Source organism: Paraneptunicella aestuarii (genome assembly GCF_019900845.1).
Classification (GTDB): Bacteria; Pseudomonadota; Gammaproteobacteria; order Enterobacterales; family Alteromonadaceae; genus Paraneptunicella; species Paraneptunicella aestuarii.
Genome location: NZ_CP074570.1, coordinates 2,281,811 through 2,305,932 on the forward strand (window position 1 = coordinate 2,281,811; position 24,122 = coordinate 2,305,932).

Sequence of the window (24,122 nt, forward strand, 5' to 3'; positions counted from 1 at the left end):
AGATTATCCGTTAACAACTTCAACTGGTGCCTGATCTTTTAAGTTCTGATGTCCGGTAACAATGATTTGCTCGTCACCATTCAGTCCTTTTGTGACTTCTACATAGTCGCCTTCTTCGTAGCCGATACTAATTGAAACTTTCTGAGCATTACCATCTTTAACGGTAAATACATTAATTTGGTCATCAATATGTAATAAGGCTCGGCGAGGTAATAATAGAGCGTTTTGATGGGTATCGTAGTTAAGTTTAACCTGAGCAAACATACCTGCTTTCAGCGTGTTATGTTCATTAGGTACGCGTAGTGTAACTTTAAACGTACCTGTTTCAGCATCAATAACCGGGCTGATACGTTCTACTACGGCTGTGACTTTCTCTTCATTGATTGCGGTTAATTGCAAAGACGCATGTTGACCAACATGTACTCTGGGAAGTTCTTTTTCTGGTAAGTGAACAATGCCGTACAATTCTTTTTGCTGTACAACATGGAACATGCGTTGACGTTGGAATGATTCGGTCAGGTTGCCGACTTTGGCATTACGTTCTGCAATAAAACCAGAAATGGGTGCAATGATGGTGGTTTCTTTTAAATCCAGTTCAGCAAGCGAGACCCCTGCCTTGGCCGATTCAAACTGTGCCGTTAACTTATCGAACGTGTCATCGCTGATAAGCTTTTTGTTGTATACCTTATCGACTTTATCCAGTTCTTTTTGAATGCCTAGCAAATCAGCTTTAGCTCGCTGTAAATTAAGGATATAACGTTCTTGTTCCAGTCTGGCGAGTACCTGGCCTTTCTCAACGTAATCGCCTTCTTCAACCAATATTTCTTCGATAATGCCTGACGCTCTAGCCGTCACGAAGGCCTCTTCTTTGGCTTCTAAAACGGCGGTTGTTACATAATTTGAGGAAATATCGCCGGTGTGTAACTGGGCAACTTCAACGGGTACAGCAATAACTTCTACTTCTTCCTTATTTTTGTTATCTGCTTCCGAATCCATACAACCACTCAATAGTACTGCACTACCTATTAATACCGCTCCGGTTGTTAATCTAATCCATTTCAAAGTGTTTTGCTGACGCATTGTTATCCCCGCATGTGTAATTGGAATTTATTTTGCCTGAATCTTTTGTGTAAGTCTCACACAGACATTTAATTTTACATTTCAGGCTGACATATCAGGCAAGCTAAAGCATGTGGTGTGCCAAGATAAAAAATCATTAAAAACATATGGTTAAGACTATCTTGGATGTCTTTTTAGTTAAATGTATCACCGGGTGTGGTGAATATTACTAAATATTGGCTAATTCATTAAAAATAATTGGGTAAGGTAATTTCTTTAATGCTCGAAGGACATTTTCACAACTATCTTACTTGCCTTTAATAGGCTGATGGCAAAATTGTTAGCAATGGTAAAAATTATTTAATTATCATGTGACTTAACTTATCTTGTTAAGCAATTCATAAATTGCTGCTAATGCCACCCGCATTAGCAAATGCTGCAAGGAACTATTCATGGAAACCCTTAAAAAAGCACTGTATGCCACAGTGATTGTTGTCGTTATCGCCTTTGGCGCAAGCTTTCTAATATCCCCTGCGTTTAAAGTTGAACGTTCTCTAGAGATAAATGCTAGTCCGGACAAGGTGTTTTCTTACATTGTTGATTTAAAGCAATGGAAAAAATGGGGCGTGTGGTATGAGCGTGATCCGAAAATGCAGATGACTTATTCAGGCCCTGACAATCAGGTTGGTATGAAGTCTGAGTGGGTAAGTGAAAAAGAAGGTTCAGGCTATATGGAAATTACCAAAGTAGTGCCAGATACCGTCTTGGAGTATAAATTGGTATTTCCTGATTTTGATATGCAGTCACAAGGTAAATTAGTGCTTGAGGCTAAAGGTGATAAAACCCTTGTAACCTGGTCTGATTCCGGTGAAGTAAAGGGAAATCCACTGAACAGAATTTTCATCTTGTTTATTGATGATATGATCGGCCCTGATTTTGAAGCGGGTTTGATTAACTTGAGAAGAGTCGCGGAAGACTAAATACCTGTTCCAAACTATCAGTCACCTGTAGAGAATTAGAAGCAAACCCTCAGCCCTGCTTTTCACTTGATGAATCGACGAAGCGGCTGTGGAGCCTACATGGAAGTATCCACGGCGAGTTTGCGATAAATCTCTATGGGTGACTGACAATTAAACACAGCTATTTAGTCTGTTTATATAGTCAACTATGCTGCACAGACTACGCCTTGTAGAAATCACATACACTTTGCCACAAATAAAAGCCAGTGTAGCCTGTATGCGTTATTTGACGCATAAAAGTGAACTCTTAACGTGTCATAGTAAAGAATCAGTTGAGTTTCTTTCTCAAATATTGTGAAGTTGGTTTTTCTTCGTTTTTGGGTAGTGCCAAGGGAAATATTAGTCGTTAATGGCGAATCATATATGGGATCTGCTCTCCTTATGGGAGCCTAAAAAAGACCAACTGGAATGGGTGTTGGCGACCATCATAGAAACAGAGGGCTCTTCGTATCGAAAGCCGGGCGCTATGATGTTAATCAACAGCCTGGGCCAATACCGTGGCCTGTTAAGTGGTGGTTGCCTTGAGGCTGACATCATGCGACAGGCCAGAAAGTGCTGGGAATCGCTTGGCAATATCATTATTGAGTATGATATGCGCGAAGAGGATGACCTGGCATGGCAGTTAGGCTTGGGCTGTGGTGGTCGCGTTAAAATTCTGCTGCAACCCGTCAGCGCAGAAAATAATTATCTTGAATTAATCGCAATGAAACAGGCGTTGGATGCGGGGCATTGTGTTCATTATCATCAGGATTTATCCGCTTTATCTCCACGAAATACGCTGACACTAGATATCCCAAATCAATTTTCTCACAGCCAGCAAAATAGTTTTTCTTCTATTCATAAACCACCTATTTCTCTTGCAGTTTTTGGCGGCGGCATCGATGCGCGCCCGATTGTTGAAATGGCGGTAACGTTGGGTTGGCATGTTTATTTGATCGATCACCGAACCGGTTACGCCAGAGAGAAATACTTTTCCGGCTGTAAGCAGATTATTCGTCAGCAGCCCGAACAGCTTGCTGGAGCTGAATGGATATCGCAGATGCGTGCTGCCGTTATTATGACTCACAATATCAATCAGGATGCTCAAGCGTTGAAACTGGTGCAATCCACTAATGCTGAATATGTTGGATTATTGGGGCCAAAACACCGCACCGAAAAGGTACTGGATGTATTGCAAATGACTCGTTCGGATTTGGTGAAGCCATTATGGAATCCTATGGGACTGAGTCTTGGTGGAGAACTTCCTGAGTCAATCGCCTTGTCGGCTGTATCCGAGATACATAAGGTGATTTATGGCGCGAGCGGGGAGCCACTGAGTGCAGGTTAAAACCCAAAACGCAGGCAGAATGTTGGCATTAGTGTTGGCTGCTGGAGAAAGTCGTCGATTTGGTAGCCCGAAGCAGATTGCAGACGTGCATCAACAGCCCATGTTGAATCGTATGATTACAGCGCTTGTTGAGAGCCAATGTTTTCAGCGAGACGATATTTATATTGCGCTTGGTGCAAATAAAGAAAATGTGAGAGCCGTGCTTTCTAATGAAATACAAACGATTGATGTGTCCGACTGGCATTTGGGAATGGGGACTAGCATCAGTGAAAGTCTATCGTATTTGGCAACATTAGACGTTAGTCATGTGATGATTGTTCTGGCGGATCAAGTCGCGTTAACGTCAAATCATATTGATGAACTGGTGCAGTTTAGTCGTCTCAACAATGACAAGATTGTCTCGGCTGAATATAACAATACATTAGGCGTTCCCGCTGTTTTTCCTCGATGGAGTTTTCCTGCCTTGCAGGCACTTTCTGGAGAGCGTGGAGCGAAAGTGATTCTGCAAGAACAAAAACAACAAAATAAGGCTTTGGCATTTGCTATGCCAGAAGCGGCAATAGACATTGACACTCAGGCGCAACTTGCTGACTGGGTGGCAACAAATTAATCGGTGAAAGGGTTTATACAAGGAGATGCAATGATAGATTTTACCCTGAATGGCAATCCCATTCGTGTAGAGGTTGATCCGGAAATGCCACTGTTATGGGTGATTCGGGACGTATTGAAAATGACAGGCACCAAGTACGGCTGCGGACAGGGCATTTGTGGTGCATGTACCATTCATGTTGACGGTCAACCCATGCGTTCTTGTTCTTTCCCGGCTTCAGCTGCCCAAGGTCGAAAAATCACGACCATTGAAGGGTTGGCGGAAGATGCCTCGCATCCTGTACAACAGGCGTGGGAAGCGCATAAGGTTCCTCAATGCGGGTATTGTCAGTCGGGTCAAATCATGAGCGCCGTTGCTTTGTTACAGCAAAACCCTAATCCTGATGATCAAGCGATTGATAATTTTATGCAAGGAAACATCTGTCGTTGTGGTACTTACAACCGTATTAAGTCGGCCATTAAAACAGCAGCCAATGCGAGTACGAATATAGAAATACGTGAAGTAGGGGGGGCAAAATCATGATGGAATCATTATTTATGTCCAACTCATCAGTTGGCAATACTGAGAATCGTTTAAATAGCACGATCGAAAATGTCAGCCGTCGAAGTTTCTTGAAGCTATTGGGCGTAGGTTCTACCGGGCTTGTGTTGGCAACCAGTTTGCCCGGCGCGAATCAGGCTTTTGCTGCTTCTAGCACTGTTCCAAATGAAGCCAACAAGCTGAATATGTTTGTTAGCATTGAGCCAACTGGTGTTGTGAATATTGTCTGCCATCGCTCGGAAATGGGGCAAGGTGTGCGTACTTCATTGCCGCAAATCGTAGCAGATGAAATGGAAGCCAATTGGGATTTGGTGAATGTGGTGCAAGGCTTGGCTGACAAGCGTTATGGTAGCCAAAATACCGATGGTTCCCGTTCCGTTCGTCGCTTTTACAAGATTCTACGCGAAATGGGCGCTTCCGCGCGTATGATGCTGGAACAAGCCGCCGCGAATACCTGGAAAGTGGATGTGTCTCAGGTGGAAGCTAAAAACGGTATTGTTAGCAATAAAGTATCAGGTGAAACCCTTGATTATGGGCAATTATCGAATATTGCCGCAACGTTGGAAGTACCCAAGCCAGAAACTATCCGATTAAAAGACAAAACAGCGTTTAAATATATCGGCAAGGAAATGCCCATTGTCGATATGAAAGACATTCAAACGGGTAAGACTGAATTTGGGCAAGATATACAGTTCGATAACATGTTGTATGCCTGCATCGCTCGTTCCCCTGTGGTGGGAGCGAATGTTGCCAGTTACGACGCTACAGCAAGTAAAAAGCTAAAGGATGTCGTTGATGTGTGGCAAATGCCAGAAGCTAAAAAACCCTTTTCTTTTAAGCCGTTGGCGGGCATTGCGGTTGTCGCTAACAATAGCTGGGCTGCTATTCAAGGGCGAAATAAGCTACAGGTAAATTGGACTGAAAGTGAAAACGACAGCCACGATTCGTCTGCATACCAAAAAGCACTGCATGAGAATTTGACGCAAAAAGGTAAGGTTGTGCGTAGTAAAGGTGATGCTTACCAGGAAATGACCAATGCGAATACGACGGTCAATGCCAGCTATAGCGTACCTTATATGGCTCATGCACCCATGGAACCGCCAGCAGCCACCGCAGTATATAAAAACGGTTATTTTGAAATTTGGGCTTGTACTCAAACGCCCCAATCAACGCAAAATACGGTTGCTCAGATCATGGGTGTGCCACCCGAAAAGGTTAAGGTTCATGTCACTTTGCTAGGTGGTGGCTTTGGTCGTAAATCCAAGCCGGATTACTCTGTTGAAGCGGCCATGTTAGCCAAGCAGTTTGGTAAGCCTGTGAAAGTGGTGTGGACACGCGAAGATGATATTCAGCATTGTTATTATCATGCTATTAGTGCGCAGCATTACGCAGCCGGACTGGATGCGCAAGGCAAGGTAAATAGCTGGATCCAGCGTAGCGCCTTTCCGAGTATCAGCTGGACGTTTGACGGAACAACAGACGAACCGAGTGTTTCAGAATTATCGTTGGGCTTTGGTGATTTAGTCTTTGATTTACCGCATCTTTCTTGTGAATCCCATAAAGCCAAGGCTCATACCCGTATTGGTTGGATGCGCTCTGTAAGCAATATTCATCATGCTTTTGCGTTAGGTTCTTTTGTTGATGAAGTGGCGCATGCGGCGAAAAAGCCAACCTATGATATGTGGATGGAGCTTATTGGCTCTGATCGTCATGTTGACCCGAAAGCGGAAGGCTTTGAGTTTACCAACTATGGTGAATCACTGGATGATTTTCCCATTGATACCAAGCGCTTAAAGCAGGTTTTACGTACTGTTGTCGAAAAGTCGGGGGCGAATAAGGCGGTTGCTAAAAATGAAGGCTGGGGCATTAGCGTTCATCGCAGTTTTGTCACCTACGTTGCTGTTGCAGTTAAAGTGAAGGTTGAAAATGATAAGGCTTCGATTCTTGAAATGCATTCCGCGATAGATGCTGGAACCGTTGTTAACCCTGACAGAGTCAGGGCGCAACAGGAAGGTTCGATGATGTTTGGTGCTTCTATTGCGCTGTTAGGCGAGATTAGCTTTAAGCAAGGTAAAGTTGAGCAATCTAACTATCATGATTACCCCGTACTGCGTATGAATCAAAGTCCGAAGATTGTCGAGACGTATATTATTGAGTCTGATGCGATACCGGGCGGAGTCGGGGAGCCGGGTACTCCACCGGTTGCTGCGGCGATTGCCAATGCGATTTTTCATGCCTGTGGTAAGCGAATTAGGGCGTTGCCGATTAGGCATCATATGAAGGTTTAGCTGCAGCGCTTGTATGCGATTTCTACCTCATTATCGGCTGTTTACATAGTTCTTGCTATGCTACACAGCCTCTGCTTCGTATAAATCGCATACACTTTGCTGCAAAATCAGAATGAAAGTGCAATTAGGCTATTATTTAGAGATAGTCAGAGAGATTCAGGGATAAACAAGCTGAGAGGTTGTTTTCACTTTATGCTGTGTCCACAACAGTCTCATTCCTAACAATAACGCCGCTGCGGTCAAGCCAACAATAAAACCAATCCAGAATCCTTTCGCCGCCATTGCCGGTACTATCCAGTCTGTCATCGCTAAAATGTATCCGGTTGGTAAACCTATCATCCAGTAAGACAAAAAGCTTAAGTAGAACATGGCTTTGGTGTCTTTGTAGCCTCTTAAAGCACAACCCGCGATAATTTGTGTTCCATCTGAGAATTGGAATATCGCCGCTAAAAACATTAGCTGAGCAGCCATCTCTATGACTTCGGGTTCCGTGCTATACAGTTCCGAGATGGGGTAGCGCAATATATAGCAAAGCGTTGCATTCATACCAGCGAGCAATAACCCCGATATTAATGCGCTATAAACTGTGGTACTAGCCAGAGCGCTATCTCCCTGACCGAGTGCATAGCCGATACGTATTGTCGTTGCCATGCCGATACTCAGCGGGATCATAAAGAAGATTGAACTGACGTTTAGCGCAATCTGATGCGCCGCAACCACGTCCGAGCCATAACGCGCCAACATGATCGCTACGATCGCAAACAAGGTAATTTCAAACAGAAGAGTAAAGGCAATCGGCACGCCCAGTTTTAATATTTTTCTGATTTCACGCCATTCAGGTGGATGAAGGTGCCCAAAGAAGGGATAGTCTTGTAACGCTTTTGCGTATTTCGTATATAACCAGGTAGCTGTTAACATGGCGCAAAATACAATAGTTGTCGCCACTCCACAGCCTGCACCACCTAACGCTGGTGCGCCAAGCTTGCCATAAATAAATACATAGTTGGCAGGAATGTTAACGATCAATCCAATAACCATGATAATCATGCTGGGTTTGGTGATAGAAAGCCCTTCACCGTACTGACGTAAAACCTGATAAAACACAAATGCTGGAATGCCAGCAAACACGTAGCTGAGATAATCAGCGGTGATGGTTTTTAATGCGGGTTCCATGGTCATGGGGGCAACTAATGAGTTGGTAACGAATGACAACAAAAACACGGGCAAGCTCAAATAGATGGATAGCCAGAATGCCTGATGTCCTGCTTTGGGGATGGCATCTTTGTCTTGCGCTCCATTTAAGCGAGAAATAATCGGCGGTAACGCCAAAATAATCCCTTGCAGGAATACCATGATGGGAAACACGATACTGGATGCCACCGCAACTGCTGCCATGTCGGTAGAAGACACTCGACCCGCCATAATGGTGTCGGAGACGCCCATTAATGTTTGGGTAATTTGAGCAATAAGTAATGGCCAAGCTAATTTAGCCAAGCATTTTACTTCAGATAATTTAATCATTGAGTCCTTCTAAAGCGCTATTTAAGGAATAACACTCGTTAATATTTCCACTACTGTAATATGGCATCGAACGGGAGGATTTGTACCTTTTCACCCTGTTGGACTGAGCCTCTATCCTGTTCTAATACGATGAAACAGTTCGCATCAATAAAACTGCTCATCATATTCGAGCCTTGTTTGGTTTGTGGCGAGACCTGTATGTGACCATGATTATCAACGAAAAATTTCCCGCGTTGATAATCTGCTCTACCGGGGCGTTTTGATATGGCTTGAATCGCGACGGCGTTTAAGTAAACAGGTGCTTTGTGCTGTTCGCCTGCCAATTTTCTTAACACTGGCACAACTAATTGCATGAAAGTGACGAAGGATGAAACCGGGTTTCCGGGCAAGCCAGAAAAAAGACTATTTGGCAATTTACCAAAAGCGTAAGGTTTACCGGGCTTTATCGCCACTTTCCAAAAATCTATTTGCCCTAGTTCAGCTAACACTTCTTTTACGTAATCCGCTTCTCCAACCGATACTCCACCGGAGGAAATGACCCAGTCACACTCTTGATCCGCTTTTTCAAACGCGGCTTTAATGATTTCTTTATCGTCGGGCAAAGTACCCATATCTACAATGTCGACATTGAGTTTCTGCAACATGGCAATTAAACCAATGCGATTACTTTCGTAAATCTCGCCCGTATTGACTGGTTGACCCGGGGCTTTAAGTTCGTCGCCTGTGGCAATGACAGCGATACGAGGTTTACGAAATACATCTATTTCAGCAACACCGACAGACGCTAATAGCGACAAATGCGCAGCCGTTAATCGCGCTCCTGTTGCCACCACTTCCTGGCCTTTCGAGATATCTTCGCCGCGAAAGCGCACATTTTGTTGTGCTGTAGGCATGTGGTCAATGCGAATTTTATCCTCGTCGATTCGAGTTATGTTCTCTTGCATCACGACAGTATCGGCACCTTGAGGTATCACTGCGCCAGTCATGATTTGTACACACTGGCCGTCGGTGATAGAGCCTGAAAAGGGATGCCCGGCAAAGGATTCTCCGATAAGAGTTAATTCAAAGCTTGGGCTGTCATCATTACCATCAGCACTATTTTCTGGAAACTTAAATGCGAAGCCATCCATCGCAGAGTTATCATCCAAAGGCACGGGTATAGGTGAATTGATTGATGTTGCGACAATACGCCCCAATGCTTGGTGAATAGCAATGGTTTCGGTTTCCGTTACTGGTTGCACTGTCTTTAATTGAGCTTCTAGCGCTTGTGCAATGGGAAGTAATCCGGGAGTGTCGCAATGAAACATATCAGTGACCTTTGAATGTGGCTTTTATTCTGAATTCTTTTGCTTGATATAGTCGGGTCGCGCAGTGTTGCGAAAAATGCTTTGGAAAACAAGGAAAACTTGTCATCACGCGAGTCTGCTAATTTGATTGTGATGATGAGTGATGAAAATACCAGCCATATCGCTTAATTCGGCCATAAATAGTCTAATCGAATAGAGTTTCAGAGGGGTTTATAGTAGGATCCGTCGCCGCTTGCGCATTGATATAAAGTCTGGTGATCTGTAAGAGAATTCATTAGAGAGGCCGGGCTGATACCCGAACGAATAATACTTGACTAAATTTGTCGGGTAAATACTTGAGTAAAATACTCAGGTACTTTACCATTGCGCCTGTTAAAAACGCTATCTTTACCTTAATTAATAAGGCTGCCAGTAAAAGTGCAGGGTAGGTAGGGCAGTATAAGTGTGTAAGAAAGCTAAGATTATATCTAGGCGATCATTTCCGTTCTATTGATGATAGAAACGGAAATAGATTGAGTAGAAAACTGATTTGACTGTAGATTCGTTGAGTAAAAAGCATGACAGACCAAATAGAACAAGCATTAAACCGGGAATATGAAGCCGGTTTCGTTTCCGATATCGAATCAGAAACATTTGCCCCTGGTCTGGATGAAGACGTCGTAAGACGCATTTCTGAGATTAAAGGCGAGCCTGAGTGGATGCTGGAATGGCGACTCAAGGCGTTTCGCATTTGGCAAAAAATGGAAGAGCCAGATTGGGCTCACGTTGATTATCCCAAGATCAATTACCAGGCCATTTCTTATTATTCAGCCCCTAAAAGCATGGCAAACAAGCCCAAGTCTCTGGATGAAGTGGATCCGGCGCTATTGGAAACCTATGAAAAGTTAGGTATTCCATTACTTGAGCAACAAATGTTGGCCGGGGTGGCTGTTGATGCTGTATTTGATTCGGTGTCGGTGGTGACCACCTTTAAGGAAAAGTTACATGAAGCGGGCGTGATTTTCTGCCCGATTTCCGAAGCGGTTCACGAATATCCTGAATTGGTGAAGAAGTATCTGGGGAAAGTGGTTCCTCAACATGACAATTATTTCGCAGCGTTAAACTGCGCCGTGTTTACCGATGGTTCTTTCGTTTACATTCCCAAAGGCACGCGTTGCCCAATGGAACTGTCTACCTATTTCCGTATCAATGAACAAAACACCGGGCAGTTTGAGCGCACGCTTATCGTCGCCGATGAAGGCAGCTATGTCAGCTATCTGGAAGGTTGTACTGCGCCACAACGTGATGAAAACCAGTTACACGCAGCGGTTGTCGAATTGGTAGCGTTGGACGATGCTGAAATCAAGTATTCCACCGTGCAGAACTGGTATCCGGGCGATGAAGAAGGCCGTGGTGGTATCTACAACTTCGTAACCAAGCGTGGTGTTTGCTATACCAATGCCAAGATTTCATGGACGCAAGTGGAAACTGGATCTTCCGTTACCTGGAAATACCCGAGCTGTATTCTGAAAGGTGACAACAGTGTCGGTGAGTTTTACTCGGTTGCATTAACTCGAGGTAAACAACAGGCCGATACCGGAACCAAGATGATCCACCTTGGTAAGAACACCAAATCCACCATTATTTCCAAAGGGATTTCGGCAGGGCGTAGCAACAACAGTTATCGTGGTTTGGTGCAAATGCATTCTACCGCTAAAGGCGCTCGTAACTTTACCCAATGTGATTCACTGTTAATCGGTGATAAGTGCGGAGCCCATACTTTCCCGTATGTTGAAAGTCGTAACCCTTCTGCCATTGTTGAGCATGAAGCCACTACTTCCAAAGTGAGTGATGAACAACTGTTTTTGTGCAGGCAACGTGGCCTTGATGCTGAAAAAGCGGTGTCCATGATTGTTAATGGCTTCTGTAAAGAAGTGTTCAAAGAACTCCCGATGGAATTTGCTGTTGAAGCCGGCAAATTACTTGAGATTAGCCTTGAAGGTTCTGTGGGCTAATGACTCACAGATAAAGCGCCTCTCAAATAAAGACCAATCGAATAATAAGCAGGATTATTCATAATGTTAGAAATTGAAAATCTCCACGCCAGAGTTGAAGACAAGACTATTTTAAAAGGGTTGAATTTATCCATTAAACCGGGTGAGGTTCATGCCATTATGGGGCCTAATGGAGCAGGTAAAAGCACTTTGGGTTACGTATTGTCTGGTCGTGAAGGTTATGAAGTTGAGTCTGGCTCTGCAACATTCAACGGCAAAGACCTGTTTGATTTGGAAACCGAAGAGCGTGCTCGTGAAGGTTTGTTCCTGGCTTTTCAGTATCCCACTGAAATTCCCGGCGTTAGCAATCTGGAATTTATGAAAGCAGCCGTTGATGCCAAGCGTAAAGCCAATGGTGAAGACGAATTAAGTTCAGCTGAATTCCTGAAAAAAGCCAAAGCGGCTTGTGTGCAAGTGAATTTGCCCTTGGCATTTTTAAAGCGTGGCGTGAATGAAGGTTTCTCAGGTGGTGAGAAAAAACGTAATGAAATCATGCAAATGCTACTGCTTGAACCCAAGCTGTGCATTTTGGATGAATCTGATTCAGGCTTGGATATCGACGCCTTGAAAGTGGTTGCTGATGGTGTAAACAGTCAGCGTAGCCCTGAGCGTAGCTTTATTGTGGTTACTCATTATCAACGCCTGTTGGATTATATTAAACCTGACTTTGTTCATGTGTTGTCTGATGGCAAAATCGTGAAAAGCGGTGATGCTTCTCTTGCCCATGAGTTGGAAGCCGCAGGTTATGCCTGGCTGGAAACGCATAAAGACGGAGAGGCGTAATGAACCCCTGGTTGCAAAATGTTATTGCTAAAGCAACAGCATTAGCAGGGCAAACCGATGGTTTGGCTGATTTTCGCGCTCAAGCGTTGGCAAAGTTGCAAGACACTGCCTGGCCTACACGCAAAACCGAAGTGTGGCGTTATACCTCATTAAAAGCGCTGGAAACGGCTGAATTTGAAAGTACAAAAGCCGATGCAGCTGTTCAAATTTCTGCTATCTCTGACCAAGAAACCATTGATATGGTGTTTTCTAATGGTCAGTTGCAGACAGATTTATCAGGGCTTACCTTGCCTGAAGGCTTAAGCCTGTTTTCATTGGCAAAAGCGACTGATGAACAGCACAACACAGCTAAAAGCATTCTTTCTCAGGTTAAGCCCGAGCATCATTTGTTTGGTTTGATTAACGATGCCTTGTTGCAAGATGCGTTGGTGATTGATGTCGCTGATGGTGCGCAAATCTCAACACCCGTTCGTATTATCAATATTGTTCAAGATGGCAGTGAAGGCCATGCTCGCGTGCTGTGTCGTGTTGGCAAAGACGCGAAGCTAACCGTGTTAGAACATATGAGTTCTGACAATGCGGATAAAAGCAACAGCACAAGCTTCAATACTCTGGTTTCTGAATTTTCAATTCAACCTGAAGCGCAGTTGGAACATTATCGTTTTGCTTTGCAATCAGGTGCTGATATGTCAGTAGGTGGCTGTCATTTCGCGTTGAATGAAAAAGCCAAACTCAATAGCACCTTTGTTGGTTATGGCAGTGCTTTGGCGCGTAGTAATGTTGATATTCTGCACAAAGGCGAATACGCCGATGCCAAGCTGAACGCGATTTATTTGTTGAAAGACGATGAGCGTTTTGATTTGCATGCCACCGTTGAACATGAAGTGCCAAACTGTACCACTGAAGAAAATGTACGTGGAATAGTGGGTGATACGGCTCAAGCGACTTTTAATGGTCGTATTCATATCCATCGTGACGCACAAAAAACCTTGGCGGAACTGAATAACCGTAATTTGCTATTGTCGGATAAAGCGCAAATCAATACCAAACCAGAGCTGGAAATTTACGCCGATGATGTGCGTTGTGCTCACGGAGCAACAGTAGCTGAATTGGACGACGATGCTTTGTATTACCTGACTTCTCGTGGCGTCAGCAAAGAAAGAGCCTTGGTTATGTTGAACTTCGGTTTTATTAATGCCCTGGTTGACGATATGCCAAATCAAGCGATTGCCGAGTGGTTAAGAGAGCAATTGCAAGCTCGTTTTGCCCAAATGGGTGAATGAAACGGCTGGAAAATGAGAGAGAACAAGAGAGTAAAAAGCAATGAGCTTTGATGTTGCCGCTATTCGAGCACAGTTTCCTATCCTAAAACGTGAAATTGACGGTAATCGCCTGGTTTATCTGGACAACGCTGCAACGACGCAGAAGCCGCAAGCAGTGATTGATTCTATCGTTTCTTATTACACCGAATGTAACAGTAACGTTCATCGTGGTGCGCATACATTGGCGGACGAAGCCACACGTCGTTTTGAATATGCTCGTGATATTATTGCCAACTTCATAAACGCCCCAGATAGAAAAGAAGTGATCTGGACCAGCGGTACGACTGAATCAATTAATATCGTCGCTCATGGCTTGCAGCAGCTGTTAAAAGTAGGCGATGAAGTGGTTGTGACCGAAATGGAACACCACGCTAATCTGGTCACTTGGCAGCAAGTGAGCAAAGGTTCTGGAGCCAGTTTGTTGGTTGCGCCGATTACTGATGATGGTGAACTGAACATCGACAAGTTTAAAGCCTGCCTGAGCAAGCAAACCAAAATGGTGGCTATGCCTCATGTGTCGAATGCTCTGGGTACAGTAAATCCATTGGATGTACTGATCCCTTTGGTACGTCAACATGCGCCTAATGCTTATATTCTTATTGATGGTGCGCAAGGGGTGGCTCATGGTGGTGTTGATGTTCAGGCGTTAGGCTGTGATTTTTATGTGTTCTCTGGGCACAAGCTGTTTGGTCCAACCGGTATCGGTGTTTTGTGGGGTAAAGCCGACATTCTCAACGAATGGCCTGTTTGGCAAACTGGTGGAGAAATGATCTCCATCGTGACCTATCAGGATGCAACCTGGGGTGAATTGCCTAATCGCTTGGAAGCAGGAACACCTCATATTGCAGGTGCTATTGGCTTTGGCGCTGCGGTTGAATGGTTCTCGGCATTAGATTTAGCCGCTGTACAAGCGCATGAACAAGCATTAATGACATCGGCAACTGAACAAGCCATGGCATTTGATGGTCTGACTATTATTGGTAAAGCCAAGCATAAGGCTGGTGTGTTGAGCTTTAATTTAGACGGTTCTCACCCTGCGGATGTGGGTTTTTTGCTTGATAAACAAGGCATTGCGATCCGTACAGGAGATCACTGTGCCCAACCTTTGATGAACCGTCTGAATGTGCCGGGTACAGCCAGAGCTTCATTTTCCATTTACAATACACTGGACGAAGTCGACATGTTGTTTGCCGGCTTGAAGAAAGTCCAGATGATGTTGATGTAACCCATTGGATAATACAGGATACGACATGATAGATACGACTGTTGCAACCTTTGATCCCAATGCCAAAGTTGATTCTGATGCTCCATTGGTCACAGTAACCGATTCGGCGTTGAAGCATTTTAAGCGCATTTTGGGTAATGCTTCCGACAAGAAGATCCGCTTAAGCACCAAAGTCAGCGGTTGTTCTGGCTATGCTTATGTGCTTGAACCTGTTGATGCGGGTAAAGATGACGATGTCAGTATTGAGTTAGCTGATGGCATGATGTTACTGATTGCGCTAGATGCCTCAGAGATCGTCAGACATACTGAAATTGACTATGTTGTGCAGGGTATTAACGGCGAAATTCGCTTTAATAACCCGAATGTCGTTAGCGAATGCGGCTGCGGCGAAAGCTTTAATGTAGGGTAGACCATTAAATGCAGAAGAAAATGGTTGTCACTACTCGGGAATGTCCTGCCAGGCGAGTACCTTCTGGTGAAATTACCAGTATTCCAGAAGGGCAATTTGTCACGATTAATCAAGCGCTTGGCGGCAATTATACGGTTACCTGGATGGGTAACATGCTGCGTATTGACGGCACTGACGCTGAAGCTATCGGGCTCAAACCGGAAGAGCTGAAATTTACTAATGACGGTCATACCGGCATTTTGGAAGATCAGGTTTGGCAAGCGCTCGACAGCATTTACGATCCGGAAATTCCTATCAGTATTGTGTCGTTGGGCTTGGTATATAAAGTGTCGATTGATCAGGATGCCGATGCTGTTCAGGTGGATATGACCTTAACGGCTCCGGGTTGTGGTATGGGGCCCGTATTAGTGAGCGATGTTAAATATCGCGTTTCAAAAGTGCCTAACGTAAAGAATGTGAAGGTGGAACTGGTGTTTGACCCTCCTTGGTCAAAAGATATGATGAGCGAAGAAGCTCAACTTGAAGCCGGATTGTTTTTTTAAAATATAACCAACCCGTCACAATAAGCAGGAACAACAGAAAACATGAATTTGCCTACTACCGATGAAATATTAGATGACCTTTCCTTTTTTGATAGCTGGGAAGAGCGCTATAAATACATAATCGATCTGGGCAAAGCGTTACCTGCATTTCCACAAGAGTTACAAACCCCCGAGCGTCTGGTTAAAGGTTGTCAAAGCAACGTTTGGCTGGAAGTCGATAGGGATGGGGATGTATTAACCTTTTTGGTTGATAGTGATGCCATTATCGTTAAGGGATTGTTGGTACTGGTTTTGGCTGCTTACAACAACAAAACGCCACAAGAAATTGTAGATTTTGATATTGAAGATTACTTCACCCAATTAGATTTGGAACGTCATATTAGTCCAACTCGTGGTAATGGCTTAAAAGCGATTGTGGCTAAAATCAATGCCATTGCGAAAGCTTGTTTAGCTTAAGTATTATCATAAGCTGTCACTTCATATGTAACAGTGCATTTTGCTTGGTTGCATGCAGCATAGAGTTGGGATAACTTGAGTGCTGAAAAATTTTTACTGTTATAAATTTATCGTTATTAATTTAGTCATAACCCCGAGCTCTGGTTTCTACGTTTCTCTTTAAAGTAAACGTACGGATAAAGTAAAAATACGAAGCCTTAGCCGAGTTGCTATCGAATTACTTGCTCAAGCAATATTAATAGCAACGAGGGTTAATCTGGAAACGGATTAGCCTCCCTTAAGCACAAACGATTAGTCGGTTTAGTGCTTAACTTTGGAAAGGTGTTATTCAAATATGCTGGAAGACCGCTACGGGCGTCGGTTCCATTACTTACGCCTGTCTGTTACTGATGTCTGCAACTTCCGTTGCAACTATTGCTTGCCTGATGGTTATCAGTGCGACTCTGATCGCGATTTTCTCACTCTAAATGAAATCAATACCGTTGCTCAGGCATTTGCTGGTCTTGGCACTTCCAAAGTCCGTATTACTGGCGGTGAACCTTCCTTGCGTAAAGACTTGCCCGATATTATCGCAACTGTTGCCAATACTTCCGGGATTGATGAAATTTCCGTAACGACTAATGGCGATAAATTGCCACGCCTGATCCACGCTTGGCATGAAGCCGGATTAACTTCGCTCAATGTGAGTATCGACAGCCTTGACCCTCGACTATTTGCCAGCATTACTGGCCATGACAAATTAAAAATGGTGTTGCAAGGTGTGGGCATGGCGCTTGAACTGGGAATGCCGGTTAAGGTGAATGCGGTATTGATGCAACATCAAAAGCAGCAGGGAATAGAGCAGTATTTGCAATGGCTTAAAACCATGCCTGTTACGTTACGTTTTATTGAGCTGATGCGTACTGGAGACAATGCCGCCTTTTTTCAGGAACATCATTATTCTGGACAAACTTTAAAAGAGCAGTTGTTAGAGCTGGGCTGGAGCCGGGTATTAAAGAGCAAAACATCAGGCCCTGCGCAGGAATTTCAGCACCCTGATTACGCCGGAAATATTGGTTTGATCATGCCTTATAGCAAAGGCTTTTGTGATAGCTGTAATCGCCTGCGTATTTCTTCTATTGGGCAACTGCATTTGTGTTTGTTTGCAGAGCAGGGACTGGATTTACGTGCTTATATGAGCGCCGGCGATGTACAAGGTTTGCAGCAAGCTTTAGTGGCGTTATTGCAAGATAAACAGGCGAGCCATTGGCTGCACGATGACGTCACTGGCGCAACCCGGCATTTGGCTATGTTAGGGGGATAAAGGCTGGGTGGATAAAGTGCTCGGCGGATAAAAAGCGCCCGGCGGATAAAAAGCACCCGGCGGATAAATAACAACATCGAATTCATTCATAAAAGAGATTTTAGAGAGCCATATACAAATGCAAGCCTTAAATATTGCTATTTTGACCGTTTCCGACACACGCAATGAAGAAACAGATACCTCTGGCGCTTACCTGGTTCAAGCTGTTCTGGAAGCGGGGCATCATGTGGTTGAAAAGCGCATTGTGAAAGATGACAAGTATCAACTGCGTTCAGTGGTGTCTCAGTGGATTGCTGACGAGAAAGTGCAGGTTGTGATTTCTACAGGTGGCACAGGGTTTACTGAGCGAGATTCAACCCCGGAAGCTTTGTCGATTCTATTTGATAAAGATATTGAAGGGTTTGGCGAGTTGTTTCGTCATATCTCTTATCTGGAAATTGGTACGTCAACGGTGCAATCCAGAGCACTTGGCGGTATGGCGAACAAGACCGCGATATTTTGCTTGCCGGGCTCAACTGGTGCTTGTCGTACCGGTTGGGAAGGCATCTTGAAGGAACAGCTTAGCTCCGATCACAAGCCCTGTAATTTCGTGGGGCATTTAAAGCCAAGCCTGTAATAGATAAGAGCAAGCAAGAAGTAAGAAGATAGTAAGAAGACAGTAAGAAAAAAGAAACATGACAGATCCTAAAAGCGCTTTTACCCACCTCAATGAAAAAGGTGAGGCCAATATGGTGGATGTGACCGAAAAAGCGGTGACATCCCGTACCGCGATAGCTGAGGGCTTTATCAGCATGACGCAAAGTACATTCGACATGCTGTTGGCTGGAGAGCACAAAAAGGGCGATGTTTTTGCTGTTGCTCGTATCGCGGGCATTCAGGCTGCCAAGAAAACCAGTGAGTTAATCCCACTTTGCCATCCGCTTATGTTGAGCAAGGTTCAAGTGGACTTTGAACCTGTCATTCAGAGTGAAACCAACGAATATCTCATTAAGGTCGTCGCATTGTGCAAACTGGCGGGCAAAACTGGCGTGGAAATGGAAGCCTTAACTGCTGTTTCTGTAGCGTTGCTCACTTTATACGACATGTGTAAAGCAGTAGACCCGGCCATGATTATTGGTGGCGTAAAGCTTTTGCAAAAACAGGGTGGTAAAAGTGGTGACTGGCTTCGCGAGGAAAACACATGATCCGGGTTTTGTTTTTTGCGCAGTTACGGGAACGTTTACAAACCGATAGCCTGGATATGACAGAATGCGCGAATGTTGCTGAACTACGTCGAAAGTTATCTGAACGTGGTGATATCTGGCAAGAAGTGATGCAATCGGAGCGCTGTTTGGCTGCGGTGAATCAGGTGCTATGTGATAATACTCAAGCACTTAAAACCGGCGATGAAGTGGCGTTTTTCCCACCGGTAACGGGCGGGTAGCCGAGTATGAAGTCAAATTCGGTATCTGATTACATTAGCGTTCAATCACAAGACTTTGACCTTAAAACAGAGTATCAGGCATTAACTGAGCATAATCAGACTGACGGCGCTGTTGTTACTTTTGTTGGCTTGGTACGTGACTTCAATGAAGGGAAGTCTGTCACCGCATTGCATTTGGAACATTATCCCGCCATGGCTGAGCGCAGTTTGCAGGATATCGTGGCTCAGGCGCGTACTCGTTGGTCATTAGGGCGAATTCGTGTTATCCATCGTTTTGGTACATTGAGCTTGTCTGAGCAAATTGTCTTTGTTGGCGTTAGTGCAAAGCATCGCGGTGATGCCTTTGGTGCTTGTGAATTTATTATGGATTTTCTGAAAACGCGTGCGCCTTTTTGGAAGAAAGAACAAAGTAGTGAAGGGCTGCATTGGGTTGATGCTAAACAAAGCGATGCTAATAAAGCCGATGATTGGAACCAAAAATAATGATGCAAAGACTGCTAAGTAATCTGTTTCTTATATTGCTGTTAACTTATTCTGGGACTTTGTTTGCTGGAATCACGAAGGTAAATGAACCGGCTCTTAATCAAGAGGTTAATCAAGAAAACAAGAATAACAATATTATTCGTATTGCCGTTGCAGCCAATTTTAAACCCACGTTAGAAAAGTTGATTGCTGTCTATAAGCAAAAGCATCCTAATCTAGACTTTAAAGTGAGCAGTGCTTCTACAGGCGTGCTTTATAGCCAGATATTAAACGGTGCGCCGTTCGATTTGTTTTTTTCTGCCGATTGGCAACACCCAGACAAATTAATCAAAAAAGGCATTGGCCATAAACATCGTTCTGCCGTTTATGCCATAGGGCAATTAGTTTTGTGGTATCCGAAAATGAATCAGGAAGATTCTCAAAAGACAGATTTTAAATCGGTGATGGAGCAACTAGCCAAAACACCGCAAGTGAAGATTGCAATGGCAAATCCTGATTTGGCTCCGTTTGGAAAAGCGGCTCAACAGGCATTACAACGCACAGGATTTTCCTCATTAAATGAGCAAATCGTGAAGGGCAATAATGTGGCTCAGGCGTATCAGTTTGTGTATGCGGGAGCCGCTAATGCAGGTTTCGTTTCTTTAAGCCAGATAGATGCAGCTGCTCATTCATCTCAAATTATTATGATCCCTGACGATCTCTATTCACCGATTAAACAACAAATGCTGGTGATCCAGCCGCAAGAAGCGGCAATGGGCTTTTATCGTTTCGTTCTTGGCATTACAGGACGTGAAATTATCGCTCAAAACGGTTACGCAGCACCAAGCTCGGCTGACGTTAAATTAATGCTGTAATGCTTGTTTTGTAAGGTTTTTTGCAGTGATAAGTGAATTCGATTGGCAATCAATATGGTTAACCGCAAAATTGGCGGGAGTCTCTACTTTTTTCTTGCTGCTTTTGGGGATCCCGCTGGCTTGGTGGCTGGCTAGAAGCCGCTCTAATGTGAAATTTATCCTTGATGCCATCATTACCTTGCCCTTGGTTTTACCTCCCACTGTGTTGGGCTATTACCTGTTAGTCGCGATGACCCCTGATGCCTGGTTAGGGAAAACATGGCAGACATTTTTTGATTCCTCACTGGTGTTTTCCTTTTCTGGATTGGTCATCGGTTCCATCCTTTATAGCTTGCCTTTTGTGGTACAGCCCATCCGTGATGGTTTTAAATCTTTAGATAATCAATTACTCGATGTAGCACAAACCATGGGGGCGAATTGGTGGCAACGTTTCCGCTTGATTGTGCTGCCTTTAACACGCCCTATGTTAATTACTGGCACGGTTTTGGGCTTTGCCCATACGGTAGGAGAATTCGGTGTGGTATTACTGATTGGCGGCAATATTCCCGGTGAAACCCGAGTGCTATCCATCGCCTTGTTCGACTACGTGGAAACCATGCAGCTTGAACAAGCCAACCAACTCGCCGCAGGCATGCTGCTGTTCTCGTTTTCAGTGCTGTTGTTAGTGAATTGGGTGAATAGGAAGTAATCCTGAAATCTAATGTGTTCAACTATGTTTTCATAGGTGATATATTTGACCTAAATTATATCCTTAATGAACCTTTCACATGGCCGCTCCTAAAGTATTTGTTAGTTCTACTTGTTTTGATTTAAGTGAAATACGTGAACAACTTCGACGTTTTATTATTTCTTATGGCTTTGAACCAATTCTTAGTGAGAATGGGGATGTGTTTTATCATCCTGAACTGCATACGCATGAAGCTTGCGTTAATGAGGTTTCCAACTGTCAGTTATTTATTTTGATTATCGGGGGCAGGTTTGGCGGTGAGTATATAGCTGATAAAACCAAGTCGATTACAAATGCCGAATACAAAGCTGCTAGAGAGAGTGGTATTCCTGTTTTTACTTACGTGAGAAAAGGCGTTTTAAATTGTCACCATACATATCAACATAATAAGAAAAAGGAGTTTGTTTCTGACATCAAGTATCCTTCAATTGAAAAACAAGAGTATGCTTTAGATATATTTTCTTTTATTGATGAAGTCAGACGTGCCCCCAGAAATAATGCATTTGAGGGGTTTGATGGGTTTGCGAGCATAGAAAATCACCTGAGAAAACAATGGGCGGGTATGTTTTATGAATTGCTTAAAACACAAGAGGTTAAATCGCAAATTGACGTAACAAATCATTTAATTGAAGGAATAGGAACAACTAGCAGAAAACTGGAAGAATTGATTAAAAGTCTTTATATGTCATCGAATAAGGAAGAAGCAGAAGAAAAAATTATTTATATAGATGTGTATAGTGATGTTGTACAGTTTTTTGAAGAAGCTCTTTATCCTAAGTGGTCTCATAAATCTCCTTACTATTGGGATATGGATCAGGTTGATGTTCATAGACTTGCAGATATTAATGTTACTGATTGTACATGGGTTCAATATTTGCTGAATTTTGGGTTATTTGATGTGATTTATGATGATAATTCAGACGAAGAACTTTTGATTAGTGAATCTGATATGCATGTTGGTAGAAATGATTCATTTGCTATATCTACTAAAGATATAGAGCTAAAACAGTTATTTGAAAATGGGGTGAAAAAATCAACAGCCGAGCAACGGATAAAGGCTTTGAAATATGTCTTTGGTAATTCCGGAGTTAGTTGGGAGCTCAACTCTCAGCAATAATCACCGCTCTTTTAGGTGCAGGATAGCCTTCCACTGTTAAATCATGATTATCCGGGTCTAGATAATCCTTTAAAGACTGATTGGTCATCCATTCGGTGCTGCGTTGTTCTTCGATGCTGGTTTGAGCCACATCAACGGTGCGAATGTTTTTAAAGCCTATGCGATGCATCCAGTGTTCCAGTGCTGCACAGCTTGGCAGGAACCAGACATTGCGCATTTGTGCGTAACGTTCTCCTGGAACTAAAACCGTGTGTTCGTCACCGTCGACAACCAGTGTTTCCAGAATTAACTCGCCGCCTTTACGCAGTTGCATTTTCAGTTGCTGTAGAAAGTCGATAGGGCTTTTACGATGGTACAGCACGCCCATGGAAAACACGGTATCGAAGGCTCTTAGGTCGGGTAGTTGTTCTACGCCTACAGGAAGTAAATGAATACGAGGGTCGGGGTTAAAGTGTTTGATAGCTTGGAACTGGATCAAAAACAGGTCGGTGGGGTCGACGCCAACCACCATTTCCGGATCTAGCCCTAACATGCGCCACATGTGATAACCGCTGCCACAGCCAATATCCAGCACTTTTCTGCCTTGCAATGGCGCAATATGTGGCGCGACACGATCCCATTTCCAGTCCGAACGCCATTCGGTATCTATGTGGATGCCGTGAATATGAAAAGGACCTTTACGCCATGGCATGAACTGCTTTAATAAGCCTTCAATTTGCTTGCTTTGATATTCGCTGATGTCACTTTCTGTGCCGAAACGCACTTCTGCATTTAACTCAATGGAACTGGGTTGCGTTTCTGGCAATTTACCGATCAGCTTGACCCACTTATTGAAATCGCCATGTTGCTGTTTTTGCCATTCTTTTAATTGCGCAGGCAACACTTCTAGCCAAGGAGACAGATCTGTCATGGCAATACGTTGATAAAAATCTTTGAACCATTCCATTTTCTGCTCCTTTTGCGCTTATTTCGTGGCCTGAGTAGAAGGTTTTACTGCAAACATTGAGCAGAAATTAAAGCATTTGAACCAGAGAGTGACATCGCTAAACCCCACAGAATTCAAACGCTCTTCATGAATATTGAAAGTGTCGATTTTCATGACGTTTTCAAGGGCATTGCGTTTTTGGCTGATTTCCAATTCGCTGTAACCGTTGCGGCGCTTGTATTCGTGGTGAAGATCAATAAGCCGCTCATCGCCGTGTTGTGTGGGGTGACGCAATTTTTCAGATAAGATAAGCACACCACCGGGAAGTAAGCCATCGTGTATTTTTTGCAACATGGCTTCGCGTTTTTCCGGAGCAATGAATTGCAAGGTAAAGTTCATGATTACCACGGATGCATTATTAATGTTGGTGTCTAATATATCCTGATGCAAGGTGGTGAATTGGGTTTCCGATTTGAATGCCGACAGGTGCAGTTTGCATCTTTCTATCATGGATTCTGAGTTGTCGACTGCGACAATTTGAACGCCTTTTTCACTGTTGTAGCGTCTTACTGCAAGACTTGCCGCGCCAAGGGAGCATCCGAGATCATACACATTGGTATTGGGCTGGATGTAGTGCTTTGCAAGTTGTCCAATGCCATCAAGAATGGTGTTGTAGCCAGGAATGGAACGCTGGATCATGTCGGGGAAGACTTCTGTCACCGTTTCGTCAAACTGAAAATCAGCGACTTTCTCTTGTGGGCGTGAGTAAATCAGGTCTTTGGGGGAATCTTGCATAGGTAATGAATAATAAATAATTAGAGTTGTTTGGTCTCATGAAATCCGAGGCGG

26 protein-coding genes and 1 riboswitch are annotated in these 24,122 nt (G+C 43.9%); of the genes, 21 read left to right on the top strand and 5 right to left on the bottom strand.

The annotated features are described in order from the left end of the window. Window positions 1–3: 3 nt before the first annotated feature. Window positions 4–1,080 carry an efflux RND transporter periplasmic adaptor subunit gene (locus KIH87_RS09405; RefSeq protein ID WP_232361277.1) on the bottom strand — a complete coding sequence of 359 codons (1,077 nt, stop codon included), beginning with the start codon at window positions 1,078–1,080 and terminating at the stop codon, window positions 4–6. 431 nt (window positions 1,081–1,511) lie between these two features. Here KIH87_RS09405 and KIH87_RS09410 point away from each other — a divergent pair, with 431 nt between their 5' ends. The 5 genes from KIH87_RS09410 (at window position 1,512) to KIH87_RS09430 (ending at window position 6,843) form a co-directional block, all read left to right on the top strand. Continuing rightward, a complete protein-coding gene (locus tag KIH87_RS09410) occupies window positions 1,512–2,039 on the top strand; it encodes an SRPBCC family protein (protein ID WP_232361278.1) in 528 nt (175 codons plus the stop codon). Window positions 2,040–2,427: 388 nt separating this feature from the next. After that, window positions 2,428–3,405 carry an XdhC family protein gene (locus KIH87_RS09415; RefSeq protein ID WP_232361279.1) on the top strand — a complete coding sequence of 326 codons (978 nt, stop codon included), beginning with the start codon at window positions 2,428–2,430 and terminating at the stop codon, window positions 3,403–3,405. Next, window positions 3,395–4,015 (top strand): nucleotidyltransferase family protein, encoded by a 621-nt coding sequence (locus tag KIH87_RS09420; protein WP_232361280.1) that lies wholly within the window; start codon window positions 3,395–3,397, stop codon window positions 4,013–4,015. The genes KIH87_RS09415 and KIH87_RS09420 overlap by 11 nt, the downstream gene beginning before the upstream one ends. A 30-nt stretch (window positions 4,016–4,045) precedes the next feature. Continuing rightward, complete coding sequence (locus tag KIH87_RS09425) at window positions 4,046–4,537, top strand: (2Fe-2S)-binding protein (protein WP_232361281.1); 492 nt, start codon at window positions 4,046–4,048, stop codon at window positions 4,535–4,537. A 14-nt stretch (window positions 4,538–4,551) separates the two neighbouring features. After that, window positions 4,552–6,843 carry a xanthine dehydrogenase family protein molybdopterin-binding subunit gene (locus KIH87_RS09430; RefSeq protein WP_232361282.1) on the top strand — a complete coding sequence of 764 codons (2,292 nt, stop codon included), beginning with the start codon at window positions 4,552–4,554 and terminating at the stop codon, window positions 6,841–6,843. A gap of 156 nt (window positions 6,844–6,999) precedes the next feature. Here KIH87_RS09430 and KIH87_RS09435 read toward each other — a convergent pair whose 3' ends face one another. Both KIH87_RS09435 and moeA read right to left on the bottom strand, forming a co-directional pair. Continuing rightward, window positions 7,000–8,364, bottom strand: coding sequence for an MATE family efflux transporter (locus KIH87_RS09435; protein WP_232361283.1), 1,365 nt, complete (start codon window positions 8,362–8,364; stop codon window positions 7,000–7,002). A gap of 50 nt (window positions 8,365–8,414) precedes the next feature. Continuing rightward, window positions 8,415–9,671: a molybdopterin molybdotransferase MoeA gene (gene moeA, locus KIH87_RS09440; protein WP_232361284.1), complete on the bottom strand. Its 1,257-nt coding sequence runs from the start codon at window positions 9,669–9,671 to the stop codon at window positions 8,415–8,417. Window positions 9,672–9,710: 39 nt separating this feature from the next. Here moeA and KIH87_RS19390 point away from each other — a divergent pair, with 39 nt between their 5' ends. The 16 genes from KIH87_RS19390 to KIH87_RS09515 all read left to right on the top strand — a co-directional run bounded on the left by KIH87_RS19390 (window position 9,711) and on the right by KIH87_RS09515 (window position 22,348). Beyond that, window positions 9,711–9,839, top strand: coding sequence for a hypothetical protein (locus KIH87_RS19390; protein WP_269751487.1), 129 nt, complete (start codon window positions 9,711–9,713; stop codon window positions 9,837–9,839). A 389-nt stretch (window positions 9,840–10,228) separates the two neighbouring features. Further along, window positions 10,229–11,665, top strand: a complete 1,437-nt coding sequence (gene sufB / locus KIH87_RS09445) for a Fe-S cluster assembly protein SufB (RefSeq protein ID WP_232361285.1) — start codon at window positions 10,229–10,231, stop codon at window positions 11,663–11,665. 63 nt (window positions 11,666–11,728) lie between these two features. Then, window positions 11,729–12,487 (top strand): Fe-S cluster assembly ATPase SufC, encoded by a 759-nt coding sequence (gene sufC / locus KIH87_RS09450; RefSeq protein WP_232361286.1) that lies wholly within the window; start codon window positions 11,729–11,731, stop codon window positions 12,485–12,487. Further along, on the top strand, window positions 12,487–13,770 hold the full coding sequence (sufD, locus tag KIH87_RS09455) for a Fe-S cluster assembly protein SufD (RefSeq protein WP_232361287.1): 1,284 nt from the start codon (window positions 12,487–12,489) through the stop codon (window positions 13,768–13,770). The genes sufC and sufD overlap by 1 nt, the downstream gene beginning before the upstream one ends. 40 nt (window positions 13,771–13,810) lie before the next feature. After that, entirely contained in the window at window positions 13,811–15,034 is a 1,224-nt protein-coding gene (locus tag KIH87_RS09460) for an aminotransferase class V-fold PLP-dependent enzyme (RefSeq protein WP_232361288.1), read from the top strand. 25 nt (window positions 15,035–15,059) lie between these two features. Then, window positions 15,060–15,443, top strand: a complete 384-nt coding sequence (locus KIH87_RS09465) for a HesB/IscA family protein (RefSeq protein ID WP_232361289.1) — start codon at window positions 15,060–15,062, stop codon at window positions 15,441–15,443. An 8-nt stretch (window positions 15,444–15,451) separates the two neighbouring features. After that, window positions 15,452–15,985, top strand: coding sequence for a putative Fe-S cluster assembly protein SufT (gene sufT / locus KIH87_RS09470; protein WP_232361290.1), 534 nt, complete (start codon window positions 15,452–15,454; stop codon window positions 15,983–15,985). A 42-nt stretch (window positions 15,986–16,027) separates the two neighbouring features. Next, window positions 16,028–16,441: a SufE family protein gene (locus KIH87_RS09475; RefSeq protein ID WP_232361291.1), complete on the top strand. Its 414-nt coding sequence runs from the start codon at window positions 16,028–16,030 to the stop codon at window positions 16,439–16,441. A gap of 119 nt (window positions 16,442–16,560) precedes the next feature. Then, a riboswitch (molybdenum cofactor riboswitch) is annotated at window positions 16,561–16,780 on the top strand. Continuing rightward, complete coding sequence (moaA, locus tag KIH87_RS09480; protein ID WP_232361292.1) at window positions 16,776–17,744, top strand: GTP 3',8-cyclase MoaA; 969 nt, start codon at window positions 16,776–16,778, stop codon at window positions 17,742–17,744. It overlaps the preceding riboswitch by 5 nt. Before the next feature lie 118 nt (window positions 17,745–17,862). Continuing rightward, window positions 17,863–18,360 carry a molybdenum cofactor biosynthesis protein B gene (gene moaB / locus KIH87_RS09485; RefSeq protein ID WP_232361293.1) on the top strand — a complete coding sequence of 166 codons (498 nt, stop codon included), beginning with the start codon at window positions 17,863–17,865 and terminating at the stop codon, window positions 18,358–18,360. Between the two features lie 58 nt (window positions 18,361–18,418). Continuing rightward, the gene (moaC, locus tag KIH87_RS09490) at window positions 18,419–18,928 is read left to right on the top strand and encodes a cyclic pyranopterin monophosphate synthase MoaC (protein WP_232361294.1); all 510 of its coding nucleotides are present in this window, start codon (window positions 18,419–18,421) and stop codon (window positions 18,926–18,928) included. Beyond that, window positions 18,925–19,167 (top strand): molybdopterin converting factor subunit 1, encoded by a 243-nt coding sequence (gene moaD, locus KIH87_RS09495; protein WP_232361295.1) that lies wholly within the window; start codon window positions 18,925–18,927, stop codon window positions 19,165–19,167. The genes moaC and moaD overlap by 4 nt, the downstream gene beginning before the upstream one ends. Window positions 19,168–19,173: 6 nt before the next feature. Next, a complete protein-coding gene (moaE, locus tag KIH87_RS09500) occupies window positions 19,174–19,650 on the top strand; it encodes a molybdopterin synthase catalytic subunit MoaE (RefSeq protein ID WP_232361296.1) in 477 nt (158 codons plus the stop codon). Continuing rightward, window positions 19,650–20,504 (top strand): molybdate ABC transporter substrate-binding protein, encoded by an 855-nt coding sequence (gene modA / locus KIH87_RS09505; protein WP_232361297.1) that lies wholly within the window; start codon window positions 19,650–19,652, stop codon window positions 20,502–20,504. Before moaE ends, modA begins: the two co-directional genes overlap by 1 nt. Window positions 20,505–20,529: 25 nt before the next feature. Continuing rightward, window positions 20,530–21,192, top strand: a complete 663-nt coding sequence (modB, locus tag KIH87_RS09510) for a molybdate ABC transporter permease subunit (RefSeq protein WP_232361298.1) — start codon at window positions 20,530–20,532, stop codon at window positions 21,190–21,192. Window positions 21,193–21,271: 79 nt separating this feature from the next. Then, complete coding sequence (locus tag KIH87_RS09515; protein WP_232361299.1) at window positions 21,272–22,348, top strand: DUF4062 domain-containing protein; 1,077 nt, start codon at window positions 21,272–21,274, stop codon at window positions 22,346–22,348. Here KIH87_RS09515 and cmoB read toward each other — a convergent pair. Both cmoB and cmoA read right to left on the bottom strand, forming a co-directional pair. Next, entirely contained in the window at window positions 22,332–23,294 is a 963-nt protein-coding gene (gene cmoB, locus KIH87_RS09520; RefSeq protein ID WP_232361300.1) for a tRNA 5-methoxyuridine(34)/uridine 5-oxyacetic acid(34) synthase CmoB, read from the bottom strand. The two genes, KIH87_RS09515 and cmoB, sit on opposite strands and share 17 nt — an antisense overlap. Before the next feature lie 18 nt (window positions 23,295–23,312). Further along, a complete protein-coding gene (cmoA, locus tag KIH87_RS09525; RefSeq protein ID WP_232361301.1) occupies window positions 23,313–24,068 on the bottom strand; it encodes a carboxy-S-adenosyl-L-methionine synthase CmoA in 756 nt (251 codons plus the stop codon). Window positions 24,069–24,122 lie beyond the last annotated feature (54 nt).